This is a genomic window from Nitratireductor sp. PBL-C9 (assembly GCF_050877045.1).
GTDB lineage: Bacteria > Pseudomonadota > Alphaproteobacteria > Rhizobiales > Rhizobiaceae > Nitratireductor > Nitratireductor aquimarinus.
This window is the reverse complement of sequence record NZ_JBPAXW010000001.1, coordinates 766,129-787,222: the sequence shown is the minus strand read 5'-3', so window position 1 is coordinate 787,222 and position 21,094 is coordinate 766,129. Positions and strand designations below refer to the sequence as shown.

Below are 21,094 nucleotides of genomic sequence, written 5' to 3'. Positions count from 1 at the left end.
CAGGAGGCTCCCATCAGGGATGGTGGTGTCCTGAAAGCCTGTTCATCAACATGGAGAACGGAGTTGCAGCGCCTCCCCCTCCCTCATGGTGAGCCTGTCGAACCACGCACCACGCAGCTGCCAGAAGATCAGAGAGCGTGGCAATCGGCCCCCACGCCTCCGCCCCAATCCGCCAATCTCAGAAAGCCAGATGCCAGAGCCCGGCGGCAAGCGCCACAAGCCCGATCAACAGCCCGTCTGCAATCCGATAGAGCGTGAGCGCCCGGCGGATGTCGCCGGCATTGGCCTCGCGGCGGCCGCCATCGCCCATCACCGCGTCATCCACCACCTCGCCGCCATAGCGGCGCGGGCCGGCAAGGGCGAGGCCGAGCGCGCCCGCCATCGCCGCTTCCGGCCAGCCGGCATTGGGCGAGCGATGATGGCGCGCATCGCGGCGCACCGCGCGCCATGCCGCTCCGGCCGAGGCATCACGCATGAAGAACGCGGCGGCAATGAAGAGAAATGCTGTCAGGCGCGAAGCGGGCAGGTTGATCAGATCGTCGAAACGCGCCGCCGCCCAGCCGAAATGAAGGTGCCGCGCGGTCTTGTGGCCGATCATGGAATCGGCCGTATTCGCAGCCTTGTAGAGCGCGCCGCCCGCCAGTCCGCCAACCGCCAGCCAGAACACCGGCGCAACCACGCCGTCGGAGCAGTTTTCGGCAAGGCTCTCGATGGCCGCGCGCGAAACCCCGGCCTCGTCGAGGCTTTCGGGGTCCCGGCCAACGACCTGCGAAACCGCTTTTCGGCCTTCCGGAAGCCCGCCGGCGTCCAGCCCGTCCGCCACCGCTTTCACATGGCTTGCAAGGCTCCGCTGGGCGATCAGCGAACTGCCGGCGAGAGCGGCGACCAGCAGCCCGGCCCAGCCGGAAAGGGCCGTCTGGATCAACCAGCCGGCCAGACCTGCGAGCATCAGAATGCCGACCAGCGCAAGCGCGCCATTCAGGCGGCGCGCACCGGGCGAAAGGGTTTCGACATTGCATCGCGCGTCCGCCAGCGCGATAAGACGGCCAATCCAGGTGACGGGATGACCGATCAGGCGAAAGAGCTGCTGCGGATAACCGATGGCGAGCTCGACCAGCATGGATGAAAGGGCGATCAGAATGGACATCAGGCCTCGACTGGCTGACCGGGCGGCGGAGAAGGTGACCGATCACGGCGGCAGTCTCGTTCGGGCTTCGGCACAGTTTCCAGACGCGCCGACACCCTGGCTCGATCTGTCCACCGGCATCAACCCGCACCCCTATCCTTTTTCGCCCCTGCCTGCCAGCGCCGTCGAGCGCCTGCCCGAAGAAGCCGACATTGCCGCGCTGACCGCGCACGCGGCCCGGCATTACGGCGCGCCGTCTGCGGCAAACGTCATCGCCGCGCCCGGAACGCAGCTTCTTCTCCCGCTGGTCGCATCGCTTCTGGCACCCGGCCCGGCCCGCATTCTCGGCCCCACCTATGCCGAACACGCGCGCGCAGCCGCACTGGCCGGGCATGCGGTCGAAGAGGTGGAGAGCTTCGATGCGCTTCGTGGCGCGCGGCTCGCCGTGGTGGTCAATCCAAACAATCCCGACGGGCGGCTGATCGGTCGAAGCGACCTTCTCGATCTCGCCGCAAGCATGCGCGCTGATGGCGGCGTTCTGGTGGTCGATGAGGCTTTCATGGATGTCGGCCCGCAGGCCGAGAGCCTCGCCGGCGATCTGGAAGCCGGCAACATCCTCGTGCTGCGCTCGTTCGGAAAGTTCTTCGGTCTCGCAGGCCTGCGCCTGGGGTTCGCGCTCACCTCCACTGAACGCGCCCAAAAACTCTCAGGCTGGCTCGGTCCGTGGGCTGTTGCAGGGCCGGCGCTCCACGCCGGGCTCGAGGCGCTTGCAGACCATGGCTGGCAAAGCGCCATGCGCCAGAGGCTCGAAACAGAGCGCTTACGTCTCGACGCGCTCTTTCACGAAAAGGGTCTGACCATCGCCGGCGGAACGGATCTCTTCCGCTTCCTGCGCCATCCGCGCGCGGCGGATCTTTTCGATCATCTTGGCCGCAGCGGCATACTCGTTCGGCGCTTCGCCGGACGGCCGGATTGCCTGCGCATCGGCCTGCCGGGCGATGATGAGGCTTTCGAGCGCGTGCGCGCCGCACTTCAAAGCCGGGACGGGGGAGGGGCATAATGCTTTATGTCTGCCCCGGCACGCATCTACAGCGCATGCTCAAGGCCACCGGCGCACAGCACATGATTTCGCTCACCTCGAACGGCGAGCCCCCGGCTCTGGATGATGCCAGCGCCGTGCCGAACCGCCTGCATCTCGCCATGCACGACATCGCGGATCTGCGTCCCGGCCTCATCGCGCCGGAGCTCGATCATGTCGAACGCCTGCTCGATTTCGCACAGGACTGGGACTGGCGCTCGCCAATGGTCGTGCATTGCTATGCGGGCATCAGCCGCTCCACGGCCGCCGCCTATGTCATCGCCAACGCCTTCGCCCGCGAGATGGACGAATTCGCCCTTGCGCAGATGCTGCGCGAGCGCGCCCCGAGCGCCACGCCCAACCGGCGCATCGTCGCACTGGGCGACCGGCTCCTTGAGCGCGAAGGCCGGATGATCCGCGCGATCCACCAGATCGGCCGTGGCGCAGAAGCCTTTGCGGGCGAGCCGTTTCACTACCCCGCCCGCTGAATGTGAAACAGGCCCCGTAGATCACCGCGCGTCCATCCAAGGGGCCTGTCCGTGTCACAGCGGCTTATTCCGCCGGTGTCGTGCTCGGTATGGCGGGTGTCTCCCAGCCATGGTCGCTCAGATCAGCGATGGTCTCACCGCTATCGTGCCAGCCCTGTATCTCCGCCTCGCTCGCCCGTGGCGAGAAAAGCCCCGTATAGGCATAGACGAGCCCAATCACCGGTGAGAGCCAGCAGGCAAAGGCGAGCGGAATGTAGAGCAGGTTCTCCAGATGCCCGTCCGAGACGCCGAGCGCCAGCGCGCTGATGACGAATGCGCCGCCAGCATTCCACGGAACCAGCGGCGAAATCAGCGTACCGCCTTCCTCGATCGCCCGCGACAGGTTGAGCGTGGAATAGCCCATGCCGCGATAGACCGGCGCATACATGCGGCCGGGCAGCGCGATGGAAAGATAGGGATCGCCTGCTACCAGATTGGTCGCCATCGAGGTGCCGACGGCAGCCGTCTGGATGCCGGCGAAGCTCTTCACCTTCATCATGATGGCGCGGATGATCGTCTCCAGGCAGCCGGTCTTCTCCAGAGCCCCGCCGAAGCCCAGCGCGATCAGCACCAGTGAGATCGTCCACATCATCGACTGGATGCCGCCGCGATTGAGCAGCGAGTCGATTTCGCTCACACCCGTGTCGATCTTGTAGCCGCTATTGGCGTAGGTGAAGACATCATGCAGCCCGACGCCCTGCACGAGCATCGCCGTCAGGCCGCCAGCCAGAACGCCTGCAAAAAGAGAGGGGATAGGCGGCATGCGCTTCACGGCCAGCGCGATCACCAGAATGGCCGGCAGAAGCAGCCAGGGCGAAATCACGAAATTGTCCTGCAGCGACGAGGTGATCGCGGTGATCTTGTCAAAGGATGCACCACCGGACTCGATCAGCGCATAGCCGGCGAAAAGGTAGATACCGAGCGCAATCAGCATGGAGGGAATGGTGGTCGGCATCATGTTCTTGATGTGCGAGAACACGTCCACACCCGTCACCGCCGGGGCAAGGTTCGTCGTGTCGGAGAGCGGCGAAACCTTGTCACCGAAGAACGCGCCGGAAACCACCGCGCCTGCCGTCCAGTAGACGGGTATGCCGAACCCCGCGCCAATGCCCATCAGCGCCAGGCCGACCGTGCCGACCGTGCCCCACGAGGTTCCCAGCGACAGCGAAACGACCGCGCACAAAAGCATGGCGGCGGCGAGGAATATCTGCGGAGACAGGATGGTGAGACCGTAATAGATCAGCGTCGGCACCGTGCCGCTCGCGATCCACACGCCGATGATCATGCCAACCGTGATCAGAACCGAAACGGAAGGCAGTGACACGTGGATGACGTGGAACACGCCCTTTTCGATGTCTTCCCAGTCAAACCCCAGCTTGACGCCGACAAGGCCGGTAATCGCCAGCCCTATGGCCAATGGTACATGCGGGGTGAAATCGTCGAAGTAGAATAGCTGTACGCCAAGCACGATGAGCGTGAGCAGCACCGGCGTGAGCGCAAGCGGTAAGCTCGGCAATGCCTTTTGCGAGGACGACATGTCTCTCTCCCATTATCGTTCGAAGAAAGGCGCGTTTTCCCCGCGCTCTTGTTCACTCGACGATAACAGGAGCAAAAACTCGTTTGGTCTTAATTTGCCGATTTCAAGGTCGATCAGACCAAATTTTCCAAAATCCTTGGATCAGTTCAGGCTTAAAGCATATCTCTAACAGAGCTGTTATGGGGCCATCCTGTCACCTCAGACCTCCTGCGAAGTCCGGGTTTCTGAAAGAATTTCCGCCGCGATCCGGAAGGATTTGAGGCGCGCCTCATGGTCGTGGATCTGGCCGGTGATGATGATTTCATCCGGCCCGTAGCGGGTGATGAAACCATGCAGCGCATCGCGCACCGTCTCCGGGCTGCCCGCCGCCGTGCAGGCCAGCGCCTGCGCCACACCTGCCGCGATTGCCGGGTCGAATGTTGCTTCCACATTCTCCATCGGCCGGGGCAGGGGGCCTGGCCGCCCGAGGCGCAGATTGGCAAAAGCCTGCTGCATTGTGGACTTCAGAAACAAGCCTTCCGCGTCCGTATCGGCTGCAAAAACGTTCAGCGCCATCATGAAATACGGCTTCTCCAGATGCTCCGAAGGACGGAAGGTCTGGCGATAGATCTCGCTCGCCTGTTCCAGCGCCGCGGGTGCAAAATGCGAGGCGAAGGCGTAGGGCAGGCCCAGATGCGCCGCAAGCTGCGCGCCATAAAGGCTTGAACCGAGAATCCAGATCGGCACATGCGTGCCCGCGCCGGGAATGGCGCGCACTTGCTGGCCGGGCTGCCCGTCGCCGAGATAGGCCATCAGTTCCATCACATCGCGCGGAAAGCCGTCGCCATCTTCCAGCCCGCGCCGCAGCGCACGCGCCGTCGCCATGTCGGTGCCGGGCGCGCGACCAAGACCGAGGTCGATGCGGTCGGGATAAAGCGTCGCGAGCGTGCCGAACTGTTCTGCGATGACCAACGGCGCATGGTTTGGCAGCATCACGCCGCCCGCACCAACGCGGATCGACTGTGTCGCCGCAGCCACCTGGCCGATAAGCACTGCGGTGGCCGCACTGGCAATGCCGCTCATATTGTGGTGTTCGGCCAGCCAGAAACGGCGATAACCCCAGCTCTCGGTGTGGCGCGCCAGATCAAGCGTATTGCGCAGGGCGTCTCCAACGCTCGAACCCTCGGGAACGGGAGCCAGATCGAGAACGGAAAACGGAACCATGGGGAAACTCCGGAGGGGCAGGATACTCCCCGGCATATGGGTGCCGTTCAACGCCGATCCAAGGGTGGCGCGTTGAATGCCACAGCCTAATTGCTACCGATGGCACCTTCTCTTGCCAGCGCCTCAATCTCGTCTGCAGAGAAACCGCTCGCTTCCAGAACCGCCCTGGTGTCTTCCCCCAGTGCGGGGGCGGGGTGGCGTAATCGGCATGGCGTTCCACTCAGCTTCACCGGAAAACCCAGCATCCGGATCGGCCCATGGTTCGGCTGGTCCACCTCGATCACCATTTCCTGCGCGCGCGTCTGCGGGTCGTTCAGCGCCTCGGCCAGGTTCTGCACCTTGCCGCAGGGCACACCGGCTGCGTTCAGGCGCGCAATCCAGGCCTCCTGCGTGTCGCCGCCGACCGCGCCGTTGATCATCTCGTTCAGTTCGGCGCGTCGGCCGAAACGCTTTTCATTCGTGTCATAGCGCGCGTCCTCAAGCAGATGGCCAAGCCCCAGCACATCGAGAAAGCGCTTCAGGATCACATCATTCGATGGAGCCACCGCAATTTCGCCATCGCTCGCCCGGAACAGCCCGTAAGGGGCGACCAGCGGGTGGTCGTTGCCGGTACGGGCGGGCAGTTCCCCGGTGGTGAAATATTCGGATGCCAGATAGGCCATCATGCTGATTGCGCCATTCATCATGGCGGTTTCCACATGCTGTCCCGTGCCATTCAGGTCGCGGGCGCGCAGCGCGTTGACGATGCCGAAAGCGCAATAGAGCCCGGCCACCAGATCGGTGATCGGCTGCGCAACCCGCATGGGTTCCCCGCCTTCCGCACCGTTCACGCCCATCAGCCCGCTCATCGCCTGTGCGATGAAGTCGAAAGCCGGGCGCTCCACATAAGGGCCGGTCGAGCCGTAGCCGTTCACATTGGCGGTCACCAGCTTCGGGTTCAGCGCCTTCAGGCGCTCTTCGCCAAAACCCATCCTGGCCATCACGCCGGGACGAAAATTGTCGACCAGCACATCCGCGCCGGCGATCAGGCGTTCCAGAACCTGCCGGCCGCTTTCACTGTAAAGATCGATGACGACCGACTTTTTGTTGCGGTTGAAGCTCGCATAATAGGCGGAAAACCCATCCCGCAGCGTGCCCTGTTCACGGATCGGATCGCCCTTGGCGGGCTCCACCTTGATGATTTCCGCGCCCATGTCGCCCAGCATCATGGTGCAGAAGGGGCCGGAGAGAACGCGGGTCAGGTCGATGACGCGGATACCGTCTAGAGGCGCTTTCATGTCGGTCATCCCGTCAGCCATTGGCCGTCGCAACACTGTCCATGCCGTAGGTTTGAAGCCGTGGCCCCGCCTTCATAACCTGGCCGGGCAGGGTGCGCCCGATCACCGCTTCCGCCTGCCGCGAAACCCTGATCAGCCTGTCGAGATCGACGCCGCTTTCCACGCCGCATTCATCCAGCATGTAAACCAGATCTTCGGTGCAGATATTGCCCGTCGCATTCGGCGCGAAGGGGCAGCCGCCGAGCCCGCCAATGCTTGCCTCATAGCGGGTCACGCCTTCCAGAAGCCCGGCATAGACGCAGGCCAGCCCCACACCGCGCGTGTTGTGAAAATGCAGCGCGATGTCGGCTTCCGGCACCGCCTCGCCAAGCGCGCGGCAGCGCTCCTGCACCAGCGGCGGCGTGGCCATGCCGGTGGTGTCGCCCAGCGAAAGCGTGGTGATGCCCATGTCCCGATAGGCCCGTGCAATGTCCACGATGGCGCTCACCGGCAGATTGCCCTCAAACGGGCAGCCGAAAGACGTCGCAATCGCGCCGAAGACGGGAATGTTCGCTTCTCCGGCAATCCGCACGATGTCCGCAAATCCTTCCAGAGACTGGGCGCGGGTGCGGTTCACATTCTTCAGATTGTGGCTCTCCGACGCCGACATGAAAACGACCATCGCGTCGATGCCGGCCTCGGCTGCACGAACCGCGCCCTTTGCGTTGGGCACCAGCGCAGTCAGCACCGCACCCTTCGAGCGGTCGATCCCGGCCAGAACATCTGCTGCATCACGCAGTTGCGGCACCGCGCGCGGCGAAACGAAGGAGGTCACCTCCAGATGACGGATGCCGGCATCGATCAACCCGTTGACGAGGGCGATTTTCCGGTCCGTCGGCACGAATTCCGGTTCCGATTGCAATCCGTCGCGCGGCCCCACCTCGATGACGCTGACGGTCTCGGGGAAGCCCTTCACATGGTGGCCGGTTGCTGCTGTCACGATTTTTCCTCCCACCTGATTGCATCGGTAGACCGGATTGGTATACCGTCTCGCAAAGTCCGGTCAATGGCCCTTCAGAAAATGGCGACCGGAAGAACAATGGCGCGGCCCGGGCATCGGCTGCGCATCCGGGAGGAAGACAGACGACCCATGGGTGAGGCCGCGCGCGACATGTCCGAACAGCCGCTTGGCGAGCGCGTCCTGTCGCGCATTCGCGGCGATGTGCTGTCGCTCAAGCTCGCGCCGGGCGAGGTCGTCTCGGAGCGTTCGCTGGAGGCCGCCTATGGCGTGTCGCGCACGCCCATCCGGCAGGCGCTGGCGGAACTGATCCGCGAAGGGCTCGTGGTCAAGGCAGAACGCGGCTACGCCATTGCGCCATTCGATCTCCAGCAGCTCGAAGAGATCTTCGAATACCGCGAGATCGTCGAGGATGCGGCGATCCGCCTTGCCTGCGAACGCGCCAGGCCCGAAGAGCTGGATGTCATTCTGCGCACGGTGGATGAGGGCTTAAGCGATTTCACGCCGGACGACTGGTTCGAGGCCGGGCTCGACGTTCACGTGCAGCTTGCGGCCCTTTCGGGAAACCGCTTTTTGCGCGACGCGGTGCAGGATGCGGTCAACCGCACGATCCGCGCCCGCTGGCTGGTTGCCAGCTCGCCGGAGGCGCGCGCGATCGCCCATCGCGAACACAATGAAATCATAGCGCTTGTAAGGCAGCGGAGGACTGAGGAGGCCGCCGCCGCCATTCGCAGGCATGCGCAGGATGTGCGTGGGCAGATCCTGCAGGCGCTGGAGGATTCGCGTCGCCTTTTTGGCGCGCGCGGGTTCGTGGAAGGAGGCTGAGGCCGGTCAGGGAAACCGGTTTCGGGATCTCGCATCTCGGTTTCAACAAGGGAGGACTTGATGAGGAAATTATCGAAGCTCTTTGGAGCGGCCGTCGTTTGGACGTCGCTCTCCGTTGCCGGCGCGACGGCAGCCGAATGCATTGCGCCCGCCGACCCCGGCGGCGGCTGGGACTTCACCTGCCGCACCATCGGCAAGATGCTCTTTGACCAGAAACGCGTGGACGCCCCGGTGCAGGTCACCAACATGCCGGGCGGCGTGGGCGCAGTTGCCTATGCCAAGGTCATGTCCTCGCGCGCCGATGACGCGGATCTGATGGTCGCCACCTCCACGGTGGGCGTCACGCAGATCGCGCAGGGCAAATATCCGGCAGACACATCCGTGATGCGCTGGGTTGCCATGCTCGGCACCGATGTCGGCGTCATTCTCGTGCCGAAGGACTCCGAATTCAAGACGCTCGACGATCTGGTTGCGGCGCTCAAGAAAGACCCGAGCGCGCTTGCCGTCGCCGGTTCGTCCGGTGCGGGCGGCTGGGACCACATCCGCCTTCTCATGCTGGCGCAGGCCGCAGGCCTTTCCGGCGATGACTACAAGCAGATCCGCTGGGTGCAGTTCGACGGCGGCAGCCCGGCCGTCACGCAGATGATCGGCGGTCAGGTGCAGGCGGTCTCCACCGATCTCGGCGAGATCGCAGGTTTTGTGGAATCGGGCGATGTGCGTATTCTCGCAGCCCTTTCCGACGACCGCATTCCAGCCTTCCCCGACGCCCCGACCGCCAAGGAGCAGGGCCTCGACGTGACCGGCTACAACTGGCGCGGTTTCTACACGGGCGGCGAGGTGTCCGACGAGGGCTACAGCGCCTGGGTCGACCGTCTGCAGAACCTCTATGACACCGATGACTGGAAAGAGACGGCGCAGGCCAACGGCCTTGTTCCGGTCTGGCGCGGCGGCGACGAATTCGAAGCCTATGTGAAGGACCAGTCCGAGCAGATGCGCAAGATTTCCCAGGAGATCGGAGTCATCAAGTGACAGACAGGATCGTCGGCCTTTTTCTTCTGGCCATTTCGATCTGGTACGGCGTGACCGCGGGAGACTATGAGGCGAGCTTCGGCGACCCTCTTGGCCCCGCGGCCTTCCCCGTCATGCTGTCCGTGCCTGCGGCCATTCTCAGCCTGGTCATGATCATCCGGCCCGATGAGGAACCGGCCTGGGTCACGGGCAAGCCGCTGTTGCTGCAGGTGGCGGCGGTCTCGCTGCTGCTTGCCTATGCGGGCTTTCTGGAAGTGCTCGGTTTTCCGCTTGCCACCTTCATCGCCGTCGCGCTTTTCGGGCGCATTCTGCGCAGTTCCTGGCCGAAATCCATCGCTTCGGCGGCAATCATGAGCGCGTTCCTGTTCCTCACCTTCGACAAGCTGCTCGGCCTGCCGCTGCCGCTTCTCCCAGAATTCGTGAGCTGATTTCATGGATATGCTCTCCGCCCTTGCGCAAGGCTTTGCGGTCGCCATCACGCCGACCAATCTGGCTCTGGCGCTGTTCGGCTGCTTTGCGGGAACGCTGATCGGCGCGCTGCCGGGCCTTGGTCCGGTAAACGGCGTTGCCATTCTCATCCCGCTCGCCTTCTCGCTCGGGCTGGAGCCCACCTCGGCGCTCATCATGCTGTCGTGCATCTATTATGGCTGCATGTATGGCGGGCGCATTTCGTCGATCATGCTCAACATCCCCGGCGATGAACCGGCGATCATGACAACGCTCGACGGCTACCCCATGGCGCGCGCCGGCAAGGCGTCGGAAGCGCTCGCCATCTCCGCCGTCGCCTCCTTCATCGGCGCGACCTTCGCCACCATCGGCCTCACCCTGTTTGCGCCGCTTCTGGCCAAGGCCGCCATCTATTTCGGCCCCGCCGACTATTTCGCGCTCTATGTCATGGCGTTCGCCACCATTGGCGGCATCACCTCGGTCAATCCGTTCAAGACGCTGCTCGCGGCCTTCATCGGCCTGATGATCGCGACGGTCGGTCTCGACCCGGCCACGGGCACCGCGCGCTACACCGCCGGTTCGTTCCATCTCTATGACGGGTTCGACCCCATCGTCGCCATTGTCGGCCTGTTCGCCATCTCCGAAGTGCTGGTCTATCTGGAGCGGGTGCATCAGGGCGAAACCAAAATGGTCCCGCTTGGCCGTGCGCTGCCGCGCTTCAAGGACATGATGTCCGGCGGCTGGGCCAATCTGCGCGGCTCGGTCATCGGCTTTGTCTGCGGCATCCTGCCGGGCGCCGGCGCATCACTCGGCGCGTTCATGTCTTACATCGCCGAACAGCGCTGGAGCGCCAAGGACGGCAAATTCGGGCAGGGCGATCCGCGCGGCATCGCTGCGCCCGAGGCCGGCAACAACGCCGCGTCCGGCGGCGCGCTCATCCCCATGCTCACGCTCGGCGTGCCCGGCAGCGGCACCACCGCCGTCATGCTGGCGCTGCTCATCTCGCTCAACATCCAGCCCGGCCCGCTGCTCTTCGACCGGCAGCCGGAACTGGTCTGGGGCCTCATCGCCGCGCTCTACCTGGCCAATGTCGCGCTGCTCATCATGAACATCCCGATGATCGGCCTGTTCACGCGCATGCTTTCCATGCCGCAATGGGTGCTGATGCCCTTCGTCGTGATGGTCAGCTTCCTGGGCGTCTACTCGATCAGCCATTCCACCTTCGACCTGTTCGTCATGGTGGGGTTCGGCGTGATCGGCTACATCCTGCGCATGCTGGGCATCTCGCTGGTGCCGGTCATTCTGGGGCTGCTTCTGGGTGCGGACATGGAAAACAATCTGCGCCGCGCACTCTCCATCTCGAATGGCGACTTCCAGATTCTGGTCTCAAGCCCCATCGCGCTGACACTCTACGCCATCACCGCAAGCATGCTGGGCCTCGCCTTCCTGCTCGCCTTCCGCGCCCGCAGGCGAAACCGCGCTGCGGCGGGCTGAACCAGCTCCAGCCCACCTCCACACCTCGTCATCCTCGGGCCCGACCCGAGGAGCCACGCCAGAACCGCAATCATTTTCACAGACGACGGCATGGATACCCGGCTCAGGGCCGGGCATGACGAAAACCGGAGAGCAAAGCGGGACGCCCAACCCTCAGCGTGATCGGCGACATCCTGCGCATGCCAGCCCCCGCCTTCCTACGCACTTTCCGCGCGCAGAGGCAAAACAGCGCTACCGCGAGCTGAACACCCCCAGCCCACCTCCACACCTCGTCATCCTCGGGCCTGACCCGAGGATCCATGCCAGAACCGCAATCATTTGCGCCGACGACGGCATGGATACCCGGCTCAAGGCCGGGCATGACGAAAACCGGAGAACGGGATCAAAACACCAGAGCGCCCTTCACGACACTCTGTTGACAGGTGTCACCCGAAGACGACCGTCTTGTGCCCGTTCATCATCACCCGGTTTTCCAGGTGCAGCTTCACGGCGCGGGCCAGAACCCGGCTTTCGATGTCGCGGCCGGTGGCAACGAAATCCTCTGCCGTCATGGCATGCGTCACACGCTCGGTTTCCTGCTCGATGATCGGCCCCTCATCGAGATCCGGCGTCACATAATGCGCCGTCGCGCCGATCAGCTTCACGCCGCGCTCATGCGCCTGATGATAGGGCTTCGCGCCCTTGAAGCTCGGCAAAAACGAATGGTGAATGTTGATCACTTTGCCGTAGAGACGGTTCGAGAGCTCGTTCGAAAGCACCTGCATATAGCGCGCGAGGATGACGAGATCCGCGCCCGTCTCCTTGAACAGCTCAAGCAGCTTTGCTTCCTGCTCCTGCTTGTTCTCCTTGTTCACCTTCCAGCAGTGATAGGGGATGCCCTCCATCTCCGCCGTGCGGCGTGAATCCTCATGGTTCGAAACGATGGCCACCACCTCGGCGTCCAGCCAGCCGACACGGATCTGGTAGAGCAGGTGCAGCAGCGCGTGATCGAACTTCGACACCATGATGATGATCTTCGGCCGCCGCGTCGTGTCGCTCATCGCGGTCTTCATGTCGAAGCGCGCAATGGCCGGCTCCAGCGCGCGCATCAGCCCGTCGCGTTCCACGCCCTCGGGCGCGGTCGCGGCAATGCGCATGAAGAAGCGGTTGCTCTGGCGATCCCAGAACTGGTTGGATTCAGCGATGTTCGCACCCAGACCGGCGAGTTCCGTCGTCACTGCCGCCACGATGCCGGGGCGATCTTCGCAGGTAAGATTGATGTGAAACGTCTTCTCGGTCATGGCTTTGCCTGAACTTGTGATCTGAAAGGAAAAGCGCCCGCAGGCGCGGGGCGTTTTATACGCCATCGAACGAGGATTGAAATGGTTTTAGTGTCTCACCAAGGCTGACGCTGAGTGACAGCCGGGTGCAGCCTGCCTCAGGCAGCCAGCCAGCGTTCGGAAAGATGGGTTTTGGCCGTCCGCACGCTTGCCTCAAGTGCATCGCCCCGGGCAAGGCCAGCCGCGACGGCGCTCGCCAGCATGCAGCCGGTGCCGCGCATTGCGCCGGGCAGGCGCGGTCCGTCAAAATGAAGCGGTGGCCCGTCCGCCCGAAAGAGCGTGTCAACCGCGCGAACACCACGCGCATGTCCGCCCTTCACCAGCAGCGCGCGCACGCCCCCGGCAAGCATCCGGCCTGCCTGGGCATGCCGGTTAGCCTCGCATTCCGCTTCTTCCTCTCGCGTCAAAATCGCCAGTTCCGGCAGGTTTGGCGTAACAAGGCTGCACAGCGGCATCAGCTTTTCGCGCATGGTTTCAATCGCGTCTTCGGCAAGCAGCGCCCGCCCGGAAGACGAAGCGATCACCGGATCGAGCACCACCGGAATGTCGGCATTTGCGCGCAGAATGGCCGCGACGCGCTCCACCGTCTCACCGGCTCCCAGCATGCCGATCTTGATCGCCGTCACCCGGTTGGCCGAAAGGGCGGCAAACATCTGCGCTTCCACCATCTCAGGGGCGCAGAGGTCGACGCGGCTCACCGCCTCATGCGTCTGCACGGTCACTGCCGTCACGGCAAGGCATGTCTTCACGCCGAACGCCGAAATCGTCTCGATGTCGCGCGCAATACCGGCCCCGCCGGAGGAATCCGAGCCGGCGACCACCAGCACATGCGCCGCACTCATCGCCATTTCTCCGTCGCCGCAAGCCATTCGCGGGTGCGCGCTTCCGGATCGGGGTTCAGCGTTATGTCCGTCACCACGGCGGCGCTGTCCGCACCCGCTTCAAACACGCCGGGCAACCGCTCCGGGTTCAGCCCGCCAATCGCCACCAGCGGCACATCGCCGACACGCTTTCGCCAGTCGGCCAGCCGGTCGAGCCCCTGCGGCGCCCATTTCATCTTCTTCAGGATCGTTGGATAGACCGGGCCGAGCGCCACATATTCCGGTTTTTCGGCGAGCGCCGTGCGCAGTTCCGCTCCATCATGGGTGCTGATGCCAAGCTTCATCCCCGCCGCGCGGATCGCGCCAAGATCGGCTTCCGCCAGATCTTCCTGTCCCAGATGGATGAAGTCGCAGCCCGTCTCGATGGCAAGCCGCCAGTGGTCGTTGACGATCAGCTGGCAGTCGTGACCGGCGCAGATGCGCTTTGCCTCGGCGATCTCGGCCTTGAGGTTTTGCTCATCCATCTCCTTGATGCGCAACTGCACCAGCTTCACGCCCAGAGGCGCAAGCCGGGCAATCCACGCCGCGCTGTCAACGATGAGATAAAAGGGATCAAGCTTCATTCGAAAACGGCCTTGCCAATAATCGGGGTTGAGGGAACGGCCATGTCGCGCGGCTCCAGCGGCCCGGCGCGAAAGGCCACGTGGCCGGCCTCGACCGCCCCGGCAAAGGCTGCCGCCATCGCTGCCGGATCGCCGGCCTTTGCAACGGCCGTGTTCAGAAGAACCGCGTCGAAACCAAGCTCCATCACCATGCCCGCATGCGAGGGGCGTCCAAGTCCCGCATCCACGATCAGCGGAATGTCGGGGAAATGCGCCCGGATCGCCCGCAATCCGTCCACGTTCACAGGCCCGCGCGCCGAGCCGATGGGCGCGCACCAAGGCATCAGAACCTCGCATCCCGCCTCAAGAAGCCGTTCGGCCACCACCAGATCGTCGGTCGTGTAGGGAAACACCCGGAAACCCTCGGCACTCAGGATGCGCGCGGCTTCCACGAGGCCAAACACGTCCGGCTGAAGCGTGTCATGGTGGCCGATCACTTCGAGCTTGATCCAGTCCGTGCCGAAAAGCTCGCGTGCCATCTGCGCCGTGGTCACCGCTTCCTTCACCGAGTGGCATCCGGCCGTGTTGGGCAGAACCCGCACGCCCAGTTCCCGGATCAGCTCCCAGAACTGCCCGCCCGTGCGGTTTCCCGCCGTCTCGCGTCGCAGCGAAACGGTCACGATATCGCAGGCCGAAGCCCGCACCGCCTCGGCCATGATGGCGGGGGAGGGGTATTGCGCAGTGCCCAGCAGAAGCCGCGATGTCAGTGTTTCGCCGTAGAGCGTCAGCATGTCAGCCTCCCTGCATGGGCGAGAGGATTTCGATCCGGTCGCCTTCATCGAGTGTGCAGAGAACGCGCTCTCCCGCCGGCACCAGTTCGCCATTACGCGCCGTGGCGAGAAAGTCGGGCGCATAGTCGAGTTCGTCGAGAAGGGCGGCAAGCGTCGTTGCCTTCACGCGCTGCTCCTCGCCATTAACCGTGAGCTTCATTCAGAGCCTCCACGCGTTCTTTCAGGATCAGGGCCGCCGCCTCCTGCGCCATTGCGGGCGAGAGCAGAAAGCCATGGCGATAAAAGCCGTTCACGCTGATCCCCTCCCGGGTCTGCTTCACCCGCGGCAGATTGTCGGCATAGGCCGGGCGCACGCCGGCGCCCGTCTCCACGATCTTCGCTTCCGCAAAGGCCGGGTGCAGGCTGTAGGCCGCGTTCAGGAGTTCCATTGTCGAGCGGGCGCTGATCGGCCCGTCATCATCGCTTTCGATCATCGTCGCGCCGACCATGAAGTGATGCCCTTCACGCGGCACGATATAGACCGGAATGCGCGGATGAAGCAGACGCACCGGGCGTGAAAGGCTGATCTCTTTCGTGCGCAGCAGAAGCATTTCGCCGCGCACCCCGCGCAACCCGTCGTCAGCGGCCGCCATGCCGGTGCAATCGGCAATCCTGTCCGCCTCAACCGGCGTATCATTACCGTAAGCGAAGCGTACACCTGCCGCTTTCAACCCGGCGATCAGCGCCGTCATCGCCCGGCGCGGGTCGAGATGCGCTTCGTCCCGGAAGAAAAGCCCACGCCGAAACCGTCCGGCGAGATCGGGCTCCAGTGCCGCCACGCCGTCGCCATCCAGCCAATCATGGCCGCCCGTGCGGGTGGCGAAGCGGTTGAGTTCTGCTGCATCGCGCGCAGGCGCGACCACCAGCGTTCCATTGCGCAACACATGGCCGGGCAGCGCCGTGTCCCACCAGTCCGCCGCAAGGCGTCCCAGTGTCAGAACCGGCTGTTCCGCGCTTTCACGCTCGCACCAGGGCGCAAGCATCCCGCCGGCAAGCCATGAGGCGCTGCCCGCCGATCCGGTGCGAACGTCGCAGACAGTCACCTGCGCGCCCGCCCGGACAAGCTCATGGGCCAGCGTGAGGCCGGCAATGCCGGCCCCGCGAATGAGGACATGCATGGGTCAGTCCCCGTTCTCCGCCGCCACCTGGTCGAGCGGCATGTAGAGATCGCCGCCCTCGCGGAACTTCTCCGCCATCTTCGCCATCCCCTCCTTCTGCGCCTCGGCGCGGATGTCGTGGGAAATGCGCATGGAGCAGAATTTCGGGCCGCACATGGAGCAGAAATGCGCCACCTTGTGCGCTTCCTTCGGCAGGGTCTGATCATGGAAATTACGCGCCGTTTCCGGGTCCAGCGAGAGGTTGAACTGATCCTCCCAGCGGAACTCGAAGCGCGCCCGCGAAAGCGCATCATCGCGGATCTTCGCCGCCGGATGCCCCTTGGCGAGGTCCGCCGCATGCGCCGCGATCTTGTAGGTGATGACGCCTGTCTTCACGTCATCGCGGTCAGGCAGGCCCAGATGCTCTTTCGGCGTGACGTAGCAGAGCATGGCCGTGCCATACCAGCCGATCATCGCCGCGCCGATGCCGCTCGTGATGTGGTCATAGCCCGGCGCAATGTCCGTGGTGAGCGGCCCAAGCGTATAGAACGGGGCCTCGCCACAGACCTCGAGCTGCTTGTCCATGTTTTCCTTGATCTTGTGCATGGGCACATGACCGGGGCCTTCGATGATGACCTGGCAGTCCTTCTCCCAGGCGATCTTCGTCAGTTCGCCCAGCGTTTCCAGCTCGGCAAACTGGGCTGCGTCATTGGCGTCGGCGATGGAGCCGGGCCGCAGGCCGTCGCCCAGCGAGAACGACACGTCATAGGCGCGGCAGATGTCGCAGATTTCCGCAAAGTTCTGGTAGAGAAAGCTCTCCTTGTGATGGTGCAGGCACCACTTGGCCATGATCGAGCCGCCGCGCGAAACGATGCCCGTGACACGGTCGACCGTCAGCGGAATGTAGTGCAGGCGCACACCCGCATGGATGGTGAAATAGTCGACGCCCTGTTCAGCCTGTTCGATCAGCGTGTCGCGGAACACCTCCCAGTTCAGGTCTTCGGCAATGCCGTTCACCTTTTCCAGCGCCTGATAGATCGGCACGGTGCCGATCGGCACGGGCGAATTGCGGATGATCCATTCGCGGATGTTGTGAATGTTGCGGCCGGTCGACAGGTCCATCACCGTATCGCCGCCCCAGCGCGTCGCCCACACCATCTTTTCCACTTCCTCTGCCATGGAGGAGGTGACGGCGGAATTGCCGATATTGGCGTTGATCTTCACAAGGAAGTTGCGGCCGATGATCATCGGCTCGGCTTCCGGGTGGTTGATGTTGCAGGGGATCACGGCCCGGCCGCGCGCCACCTCGTCACGCACGAATTCCGGCGTCACGAAATCGGGGATCGATGCACCAAAACTCTCGCCGTCGCGGGCAAGCGCGGCCTTGGCCTGCGCGCGTCCGAGGTTTTCGCGGATGGCGATGAATTCCATCTCCGGCGTGATGATGCCGGCGCGCGCATAGGCGAGCTGCGTGACGGCCGTGCCGTCCTTCGCTTTCAGCGGCTGATGGCGAATGGGAAATTCCGGCGTCAGCCGGTCGCCGGTGGCAAAACCATTGTCTTCCGGTTTGACGTGGCGTCCCTCATAGGCTTCCACGTCGCCGCGCGCCTTTACCCAGGCTTCGCGGATGCGCGGCAGGCCCCTGTCGATCTCGATCAGCATGTCGGGATCAGAGTATGGGCCGGAGGAATCGTAGACGGTCACCGGCGGTTCGCCGGCGCTCGGGTGCACCGCGATTTCGCGCATGGGCACGCGAATCTCGGGGTGAAGCGTTCCGGGTTTGTAGACCTTGCGCGACGCCGGCAACGGGCCGGTGGTTACGGTCGGGGCAAATGCGTCCATGGGTTCAGAGCCTCCTCTGCTCGTTCAGCAATGGAGACCCAGTTCGTGCCGAGAGGAGGAAGAGCTGTGACGTTCCTGTACGGAAACGGTTTTCGGCCGCGATAAGCCTGTGACCCGCCAAGCGTGCACCATCCCTACGCCAGTATGAACTGGATCAGGTTCATCGGGTCACTGCGCTGCATGGAAAACCATGCCAGCAGAATCTCAGCCCCTTGGCGGGACCCCCCAGGTGAGGCTTTAGGGTGGGCGAAGGCGGTGCTGCTTGTCAAGCAGGCTGACGCGGTTGTGCAGAACTCCGCGTCAGGGGAGGCCCGGCCGCGATGAGCGGCCGGGCCGGAATGCTTAGGTCAGGCCGGTTCGGTGACCTTCCAGGCGACCTTGCCGAGAAAATCGAGGCAAAGGTCCAGCTGTTCGATTGCAACGAATTCGTCGGGCTTGTGCGCCTGGCGAATCGAGCCGGGGCCGACAATCACCGAAGGGATGCCGCCGATGGTCTCGAACACACCGCCTTCCGAACCGTAGGACACCTTGCCCGACCACTCCGGCATGATGTCGCGGAAGAAGGCGAAGCCGTCGGTCGACGTGCTGTCGCCCATCGCCGGATAGGCGAAAATTTCTTCCCATTCGATGCCGGTTTCGGCGCATTTCGCCTGCATTTTCGGCAAAATTTCTTCGTTTGCGCGCTTTTTCAGAGATTCCAGTTCGGCCCGCGCATCATGGGTCGGCAGGCTGCGAATCTCGAAGTTGAAGCTGCACAGATCCGGCGTCACATTGGTGGCGACGCCGCCGGAAATCATGGTCGCCAGCATGGTCGAATGCGGCACCGTGAAATCGCGGTCGAAGGGGCCTTCCTCGCCGATCTGCTCGCCGCGTTCGGCGATCATCGAAACGATGCGCGCCGCATAGTCGATGGCGTTGACGTGATCAGGCGCGAAGGAGGAGTGGCCGGACGTGCCATGCACATGGCAGCGCATGGCGATCTTGCCCTTCTGACCGGTCACCAGCGTCATGTCGGTCGGCTCGCCGATGATCGCCAGCATGGGCGGAACGTCGAGCGCGGCCAGCCATTCGGCGATGGCCGGCGCACCGAGGCAGCCCACTTCCTCGTCATGGGAGAAGCAGAGCCAGACGGGCCTTTCCAGCTTCGCGGCTGCCAGCTGCGGCACCATCGCCATGACACAGGCGGCGAAGCCCTTCATGTCGCAGCTTCCGCGGCCATAGAGCTTTCCGTCGCGCTCGGTCAGGTCGAACGGACCGGAAGTCCAGCCCTTTTCCAGCGCCGGCACCACATCGGTGTGGCCGGACAGCACGACGCCGGGAACGTCTGCAGGGCCGATGCGGGCGATCAGGTTTGCCTTCTCGCCCGTCTCGTCCAGCAGTATGACCGGCTCGATGCCGTATTCCCGCAGGAACGCCGCCATGTGGTCGATGAGCGGCCGGTTCGAGTAGCGGCTCGTCGTATCGAAGGCGACCAGATCCTTCAGGTGGCTCTTGGCATTCTCAAGCAGTGACATGGTGGACTTTTCGGCCTCAGGCATTCTGTGCAGCACGGTTCTCTCGGTATTTTTGCCACTCCCGGCGGATCGTCAGGCCGACGAAGAACACGATCAGACCTGCGAAAATCCAGGAAATGGCGGACTGGAAGAAGACGGACGGGTCACCGCGCGAAATGGCCAGCGCGCGGCGCAGATTGTCCTCGAACATCGGCCCCAGAATGAAGGCGATCAGGAACGGCGCCGGGGGGATGTTCAAAAGCAGCATGATGAAGCCGACAACGCCCATGATGAGCAGGACGGTGACGTCGAACATGTTGCTGGAAATCGAATAGATGCCATAGACGCACAGCATCAGGACCACAGGCGTCAGAAGCACCTGCGGGATCGACGCGATGTGCGAGAAGAAGCGCACCGTCAGCTTGCCCGCGCCGAACAGCAGGACCGAGGAGAACATCATGCCGATGAACAGCATGTAGACCTCGTTCAGATTGTTCTGGAACAGAAGCGGGCCGGGCGTGAGGCCCTGGATCATGAACGCGCCGAGCATGACGCCGGTGATCACGTCTCCGGGAACGCCGAGCGCCAGAAGCGGGATCATGGTCGCGCCGCAGCAGCCATTGTTGGCCGATTCAGAAGCCGCGATGCCCTCCAGCTCGCCCTTGCCGAAATTCTCGCTGTTGGGGGAGGAGCGACGCGCCTCACCATAGGAGAAGAAGGCGGCGGCCGACGGCCCGATGCCCGGAATGGCGCCCATGATCACACCGATGAAGCTGCCGCGGATGATGGATTTCACCGAGCCGCGGAATTCCGCCAGCGTCAGCCGGTTGTCGCCAAGTTTCATGGCCTGGCCATGGTTTTCCTCGCGGAAAACGATGAGACGCAGAAGCTCGGGCAGGGCGAACAGACCGATCAGAACGGGTGCCACGGAAAGGCCACCCTTCATGTCCTCGGTCATGGCGAAGCGGAACGAGCCGTACATGTCCTCGCCGACGGTTGCCAGAAGCAGACCGAAACAGGCCGACACGACGCCGAGCAGCAGCGAGCCGCCGGAAATGGAGGCGACCATGGTCAGCGCGAAGGCCATCAGCATGAAATATTCCGGCGGACCAACGCGCAGCGCCAGAAGCGCCAGCGGGGCCGCGAGGAAGATCAGCGAAATGTTGGACAGGAAATCGCCGATACAGGACGAGATGAGCGCCATGTTGAGCGCCTTGCCGGCCTTGCCCTTCTGGGCCAGCGGCCAGCCATCAAGCACCGTACAGGCGGCGGACGCCGTGCCCGGCGTCTTGATGAGGATCGCCGAGATCGACGCGCCATAGGTGCTGCCCTTGTAGAGCGCAACGAGCAAAAGAATGCTGGTGACGGGCGACAGATAGAAGGTGAAGGGCAGGGCGAGCGTCACCGCCATGGTGCCGGTCATGCCCGGAATGGCGCCGATGATCACACCGGCCAGGATGCCCGCGCCCATGGCCAGCACATTGGCCAGCGTGGCGACGGATTCGAATGCGAAAAGAAGATCGTTCCACATGTGTTGAGCGGTCCTGGTG

At 63.7% G+C, this 21,094-nt stretch carries 20 protein-coding genes and 1 riboswitch; of the genes, 6 read left to right on the top strand and 14 right to left on the bottom strand.

Annotation, left to right across the window (positions count from 1 at the left end; translation table 11 throughout):
* Nucleotides 1-178: 178 nt before the first annotated feature.
* The gene (gene cbiB / locus ACRTG1_RS03685) at nucleotides 179-1,147 is read right to left on the bottom strand and encodes an adenosylcobinamide-phosphate synthase CbiB (protein WP_432515510.1); all 969 of its coding nucleotides are present in this window, start codon (nucleotides 1,145-1,147) and stop codon (nucleotides 179-181) included.
* On the opposite strand from cbiB, the gene cobD reads away from it, so the two are divergent.
* Nucleotides 1,140-2,186: a threonine-phosphate decarboxylase CobD gene (gene cobD, locus ACRTG1_RS03680; RefSeq protein WP_317088404.1), complete on the top strand. Its 1,047-nt coding sequence runs from the start codon at nucleotides 1,140-1,142 to the stop codon at nucleotides 2,184-2,186. The genes cbiB and cobD overlap by 8 nt on opposite strands.
* Nucleotides 2,186-2,692: a tyrosine phosphatase family protein gene (locus tag ACRTG1_RS03675; RefSeq protein WP_432515509.1), complete on the top strand. Its 507-nt coding sequence runs from the start codon at nucleotides 2,186-2,188 to the stop codon at nucleotides 2,690-2,692. Before cobD ends, ACRTG1_RS03675 begins: the two co-directional genes overlap by 1 nt.
* A gap of 64 nt (nucleotides 2,693-2,756) precedes the next feature.
* Here the strand turns inward: ACRTG1_RS03675 and nhaC are convergent, their stop codons facing one another.
* From nhaC to ACRTG1_RS03655, 4 genes are all read right to left on the bottom strand, one after another.
* The gene (nhaC, locus tag ACRTG1_RS03670) at nucleotides 2,757-4,268 is read right to left on the bottom strand and encodes a Na+/H+ antiporter NhaC (RefSeq protein WP_206546436.1); all 1,512 of its coding nucleotides are present in this window, start codon (nucleotides 4,266-4,268) and stop codon (nucleotides 2,757-2,759) included.
* A 198-nt stretch (nucleotides 4,269-4,466) separates the two neighbouring features.
* A complete protein-coding gene (locus tag ACRTG1_RS03665; RefSeq protein WP_432515508.1) occupies nucleotides 4,467-5,471 on the bottom strand; it encodes an LLM class flavin-dependent oxidoreductase in 1,005 nt (334 codons plus the stop codon).
* 86 nt (nucleotides 5,472-5,557) lie between these two features.
* Nucleotides 5,558-6,748: a CaiB/BaiF CoA transferase family protein gene (locus tag ACRTG1_RS03660; RefSeq protein ID WP_432515507.1), complete on the bottom strand. Its 1,191-nt coding sequence runs from the start codon at nucleotides 6,746-6,748 to the stop codon at nucleotides 5,558-5,560.
* A 13-nt stretch (nucleotides 6,749-6,761) separates the two neighbouring features.
* Nucleotides 6,762-7,727, bottom strand: a complete 966-nt coding sequence (locus tag ACRTG1_RS03655; protein WP_432515506.1) for a hydroxymethylglutaryl-CoA lyase — start codon at nucleotides 7,725-7,727, stop codon at nucleotides 6,762-6,764.
* Nucleotides 7,728-7,877: 150 nt separating this feature from the next.
* Between ACRTG1_RS03655 and ACRTG1_RS03650 the strand changes: the two genes are divergently transcribed.
* From ACRTG1_RS03650 to ACRTG1_RS03635, 4 genes are read left to right on the top strand one after another with little or no spacing between them, the layout of a single operon-like run.
* Nucleotides 7,878-8,570 (top strand): GntR family transcriptional regulator, encoded by a 693-nt coding sequence (locus ACRTG1_RS03650; protein ID WP_297559067.1) that lies wholly within the window; start codon nucleotides 7,878-7,880, stop codon nucleotides 8,568-8,570.
* 60 nt (nucleotides 8,571-8,630) lie between these two features.
* Nucleotides 8,631-9,599: a Bug family tripartite tricarboxylate transporter substrate binding protein gene (locus ACRTG1_RS03645; protein ID WP_206548962.1), complete on the top strand. Its 969-nt coding sequence runs from the start codon at nucleotides 8,631-8,633 to the stop codon at nucleotides 9,597-9,599.
* Nucleotides 9,596-10,027, top strand: a complete 432-nt coding sequence (locus tag ACRTG1_RS03640) for a tripartite tricarboxylate transporter TctB family protein (RefSeq protein ID WP_162742448.1) — start codon at nucleotides 9,596-9,598, stop codon at nucleotides 10,025-10,027. Before ACRTG1_RS03645 ends, ACRTG1_RS03640 begins: the two co-directional genes overlap by 4 nt.
* A gap of 4 nt (nucleotides 10,028-10,031) precedes the next feature.
* Nucleotides 10,032-11,540 (top strand): tripartite tricarboxylate transporter permease, encoded by a 1,509-nt coding sequence (locus ACRTG1_RS03635; RefSeq protein WP_317088408.1) that lies wholly within the window; start codon nucleotides 10,032-10,034, stop codon nucleotides 11,538-11,540.
* A 425-nt stretch (nucleotides 11,541-11,965) separates the two neighbouring features.
* Here ACRTG1_RS03635 and purU read toward each other — a convergent pair whose 3' ends face one another.
* The 9 genes from purU to ACRTG1_RS03590 all read right to left on the bottom strand — a co-directional run bounded on the left by purU (nucleotide 11,966) and on the right by ACRTG1_RS03590 (nucleotide 21,075).
* Nucleotides 11,966-12,820 carry a formyltetrahydrofolate deformylase gene (gene purU / locus ACRTG1_RS03630; protein ID WP_113157158.1) on the bottom strand — a complete coding sequence of 285 codons (855 nt, stop codon included), beginning with the start codon at nucleotides 12,818-12,820 and terminating at the stop codon, nucleotides 11,966-11,968.
* A gap of 137 nt (nucleotides 12,821-12,957) precedes the next feature.
* Nucleotides 12,958-13,707 carry a hydroxymethylpyrimidine/phosphomethylpyrimidine kinase gene (locus ACRTG1_RS03625; RefSeq protein WP_432515505.1) on the bottom strand — a complete coding sequence of 250 codons (750 nt, stop codon included), beginning with the start codon at nucleotides 13,705-13,707 and terminating at the stop codon, nucleotides 12,958-12,960.
* Nucleotides 13,698-14,303: a thiamine phosphate synthase gene (locus tag ACRTG1_RS03620; protein ID WP_206553092.1), complete on the bottom strand. Its 606-nt coding sequence runs from the start codon at nucleotides 14,301-14,303 to the stop codon at nucleotides 13,698-13,700. Before ACRTG1_RS03620 ends, ACRTG1_RS03625 begins: the two co-directional genes overlap by 10 nt.
* Nucleotides 14,300-15,073, bottom strand: coding sequence for a thiazole synthase (locus ACRTG1_RS03615; RefSeq protein ID WP_113157032.1), 774 nt, complete (start codon nucleotides 15,071-15,073; stop codon nucleotides 14,300-14,302). The genes ACRTG1_RS03620 and ACRTG1_RS03615 overlap by 4 nt, the downstream gene beginning before the upstream one ends.
* 1 nt (nucleotide 15,074) lies before the next feature.
* Nucleotides 15,075-15,272 carry a sulfur carrier protein ThiS gene (thiS, locus tag ACRTG1_RS03610; RefSeq protein WP_432515504.1) on the bottom strand — a complete coding sequence of 66 codons (198 nt, stop codon included), beginning with the start codon at nucleotides 15,270-15,272 and terminating at the stop codon, nucleotides 15,075-15,077.
* Nucleotides 15,256-16,230 carry a glycine oxidase ThiO gene (gene thiO / locus ACRTG1_RS03605; RefSeq protein ID WP_432515503.1) on the bottom strand — a complete coding sequence of 325 codons (975 nt, stop codon included), beginning with the start codon at nucleotides 16,228-16,230 and terminating at the stop codon, nucleotides 15,256-15,258. Before thiO ends, thiS begins: the two co-directional genes overlap by 17 nt.
* A 3-nt stretch (nucleotides 16,231-16,233) precedes the next feature.
* On the bottom strand, nucleotides 16,234-18,051 hold the full coding sequence (gene thiC / locus ACRTG1_RS03600; RefSeq protein WP_432515502.1) for a phosphomethylpyrimidine synthase ThiC: 1,818 nt from the start codon (nucleotides 18,049-18,051) through the stop codon (nucleotides 16,234-16,236).
* A 113-nt stretch (nucleotides 18,052-18,164) separates the two neighbouring features.
* Nucleotides 18,165-18,289, bottom strand: a riboswitch (TPP riboswitch).
* A 109-nt stretch (nucleotides 18,290-18,398) separates the two neighbouring features.
* Nucleotides 18,399-19,589: an acetylornithine deacetylase gene (argE, locus tag ACRTG1_RS03595; RefSeq protein WP_432515501.1), complete on the bottom strand. Its 1,191-nt coding sequence runs from the start codon at nucleotides 19,587-19,589 to the stop codon at nucleotides 18,399-18,401.
* Nucleotides 19,582-21,075, bottom strand: coding sequence for a tripartite tricarboxylate transporter permease (locus ACRTG1_RS03590; RefSeq protein ID WP_206546450.1), 1,494 nt, complete (start codon nucleotides 21,073-21,075; stop codon nucleotides 19,582-19,584). The genes argE and ACRTG1_RS03590 overlap by 8 nt, the downstream gene beginning before the upstream one ends.
* Between the last annotated feature and the right edge of the window lie 19 nt (nucleotides 21,076-21,094).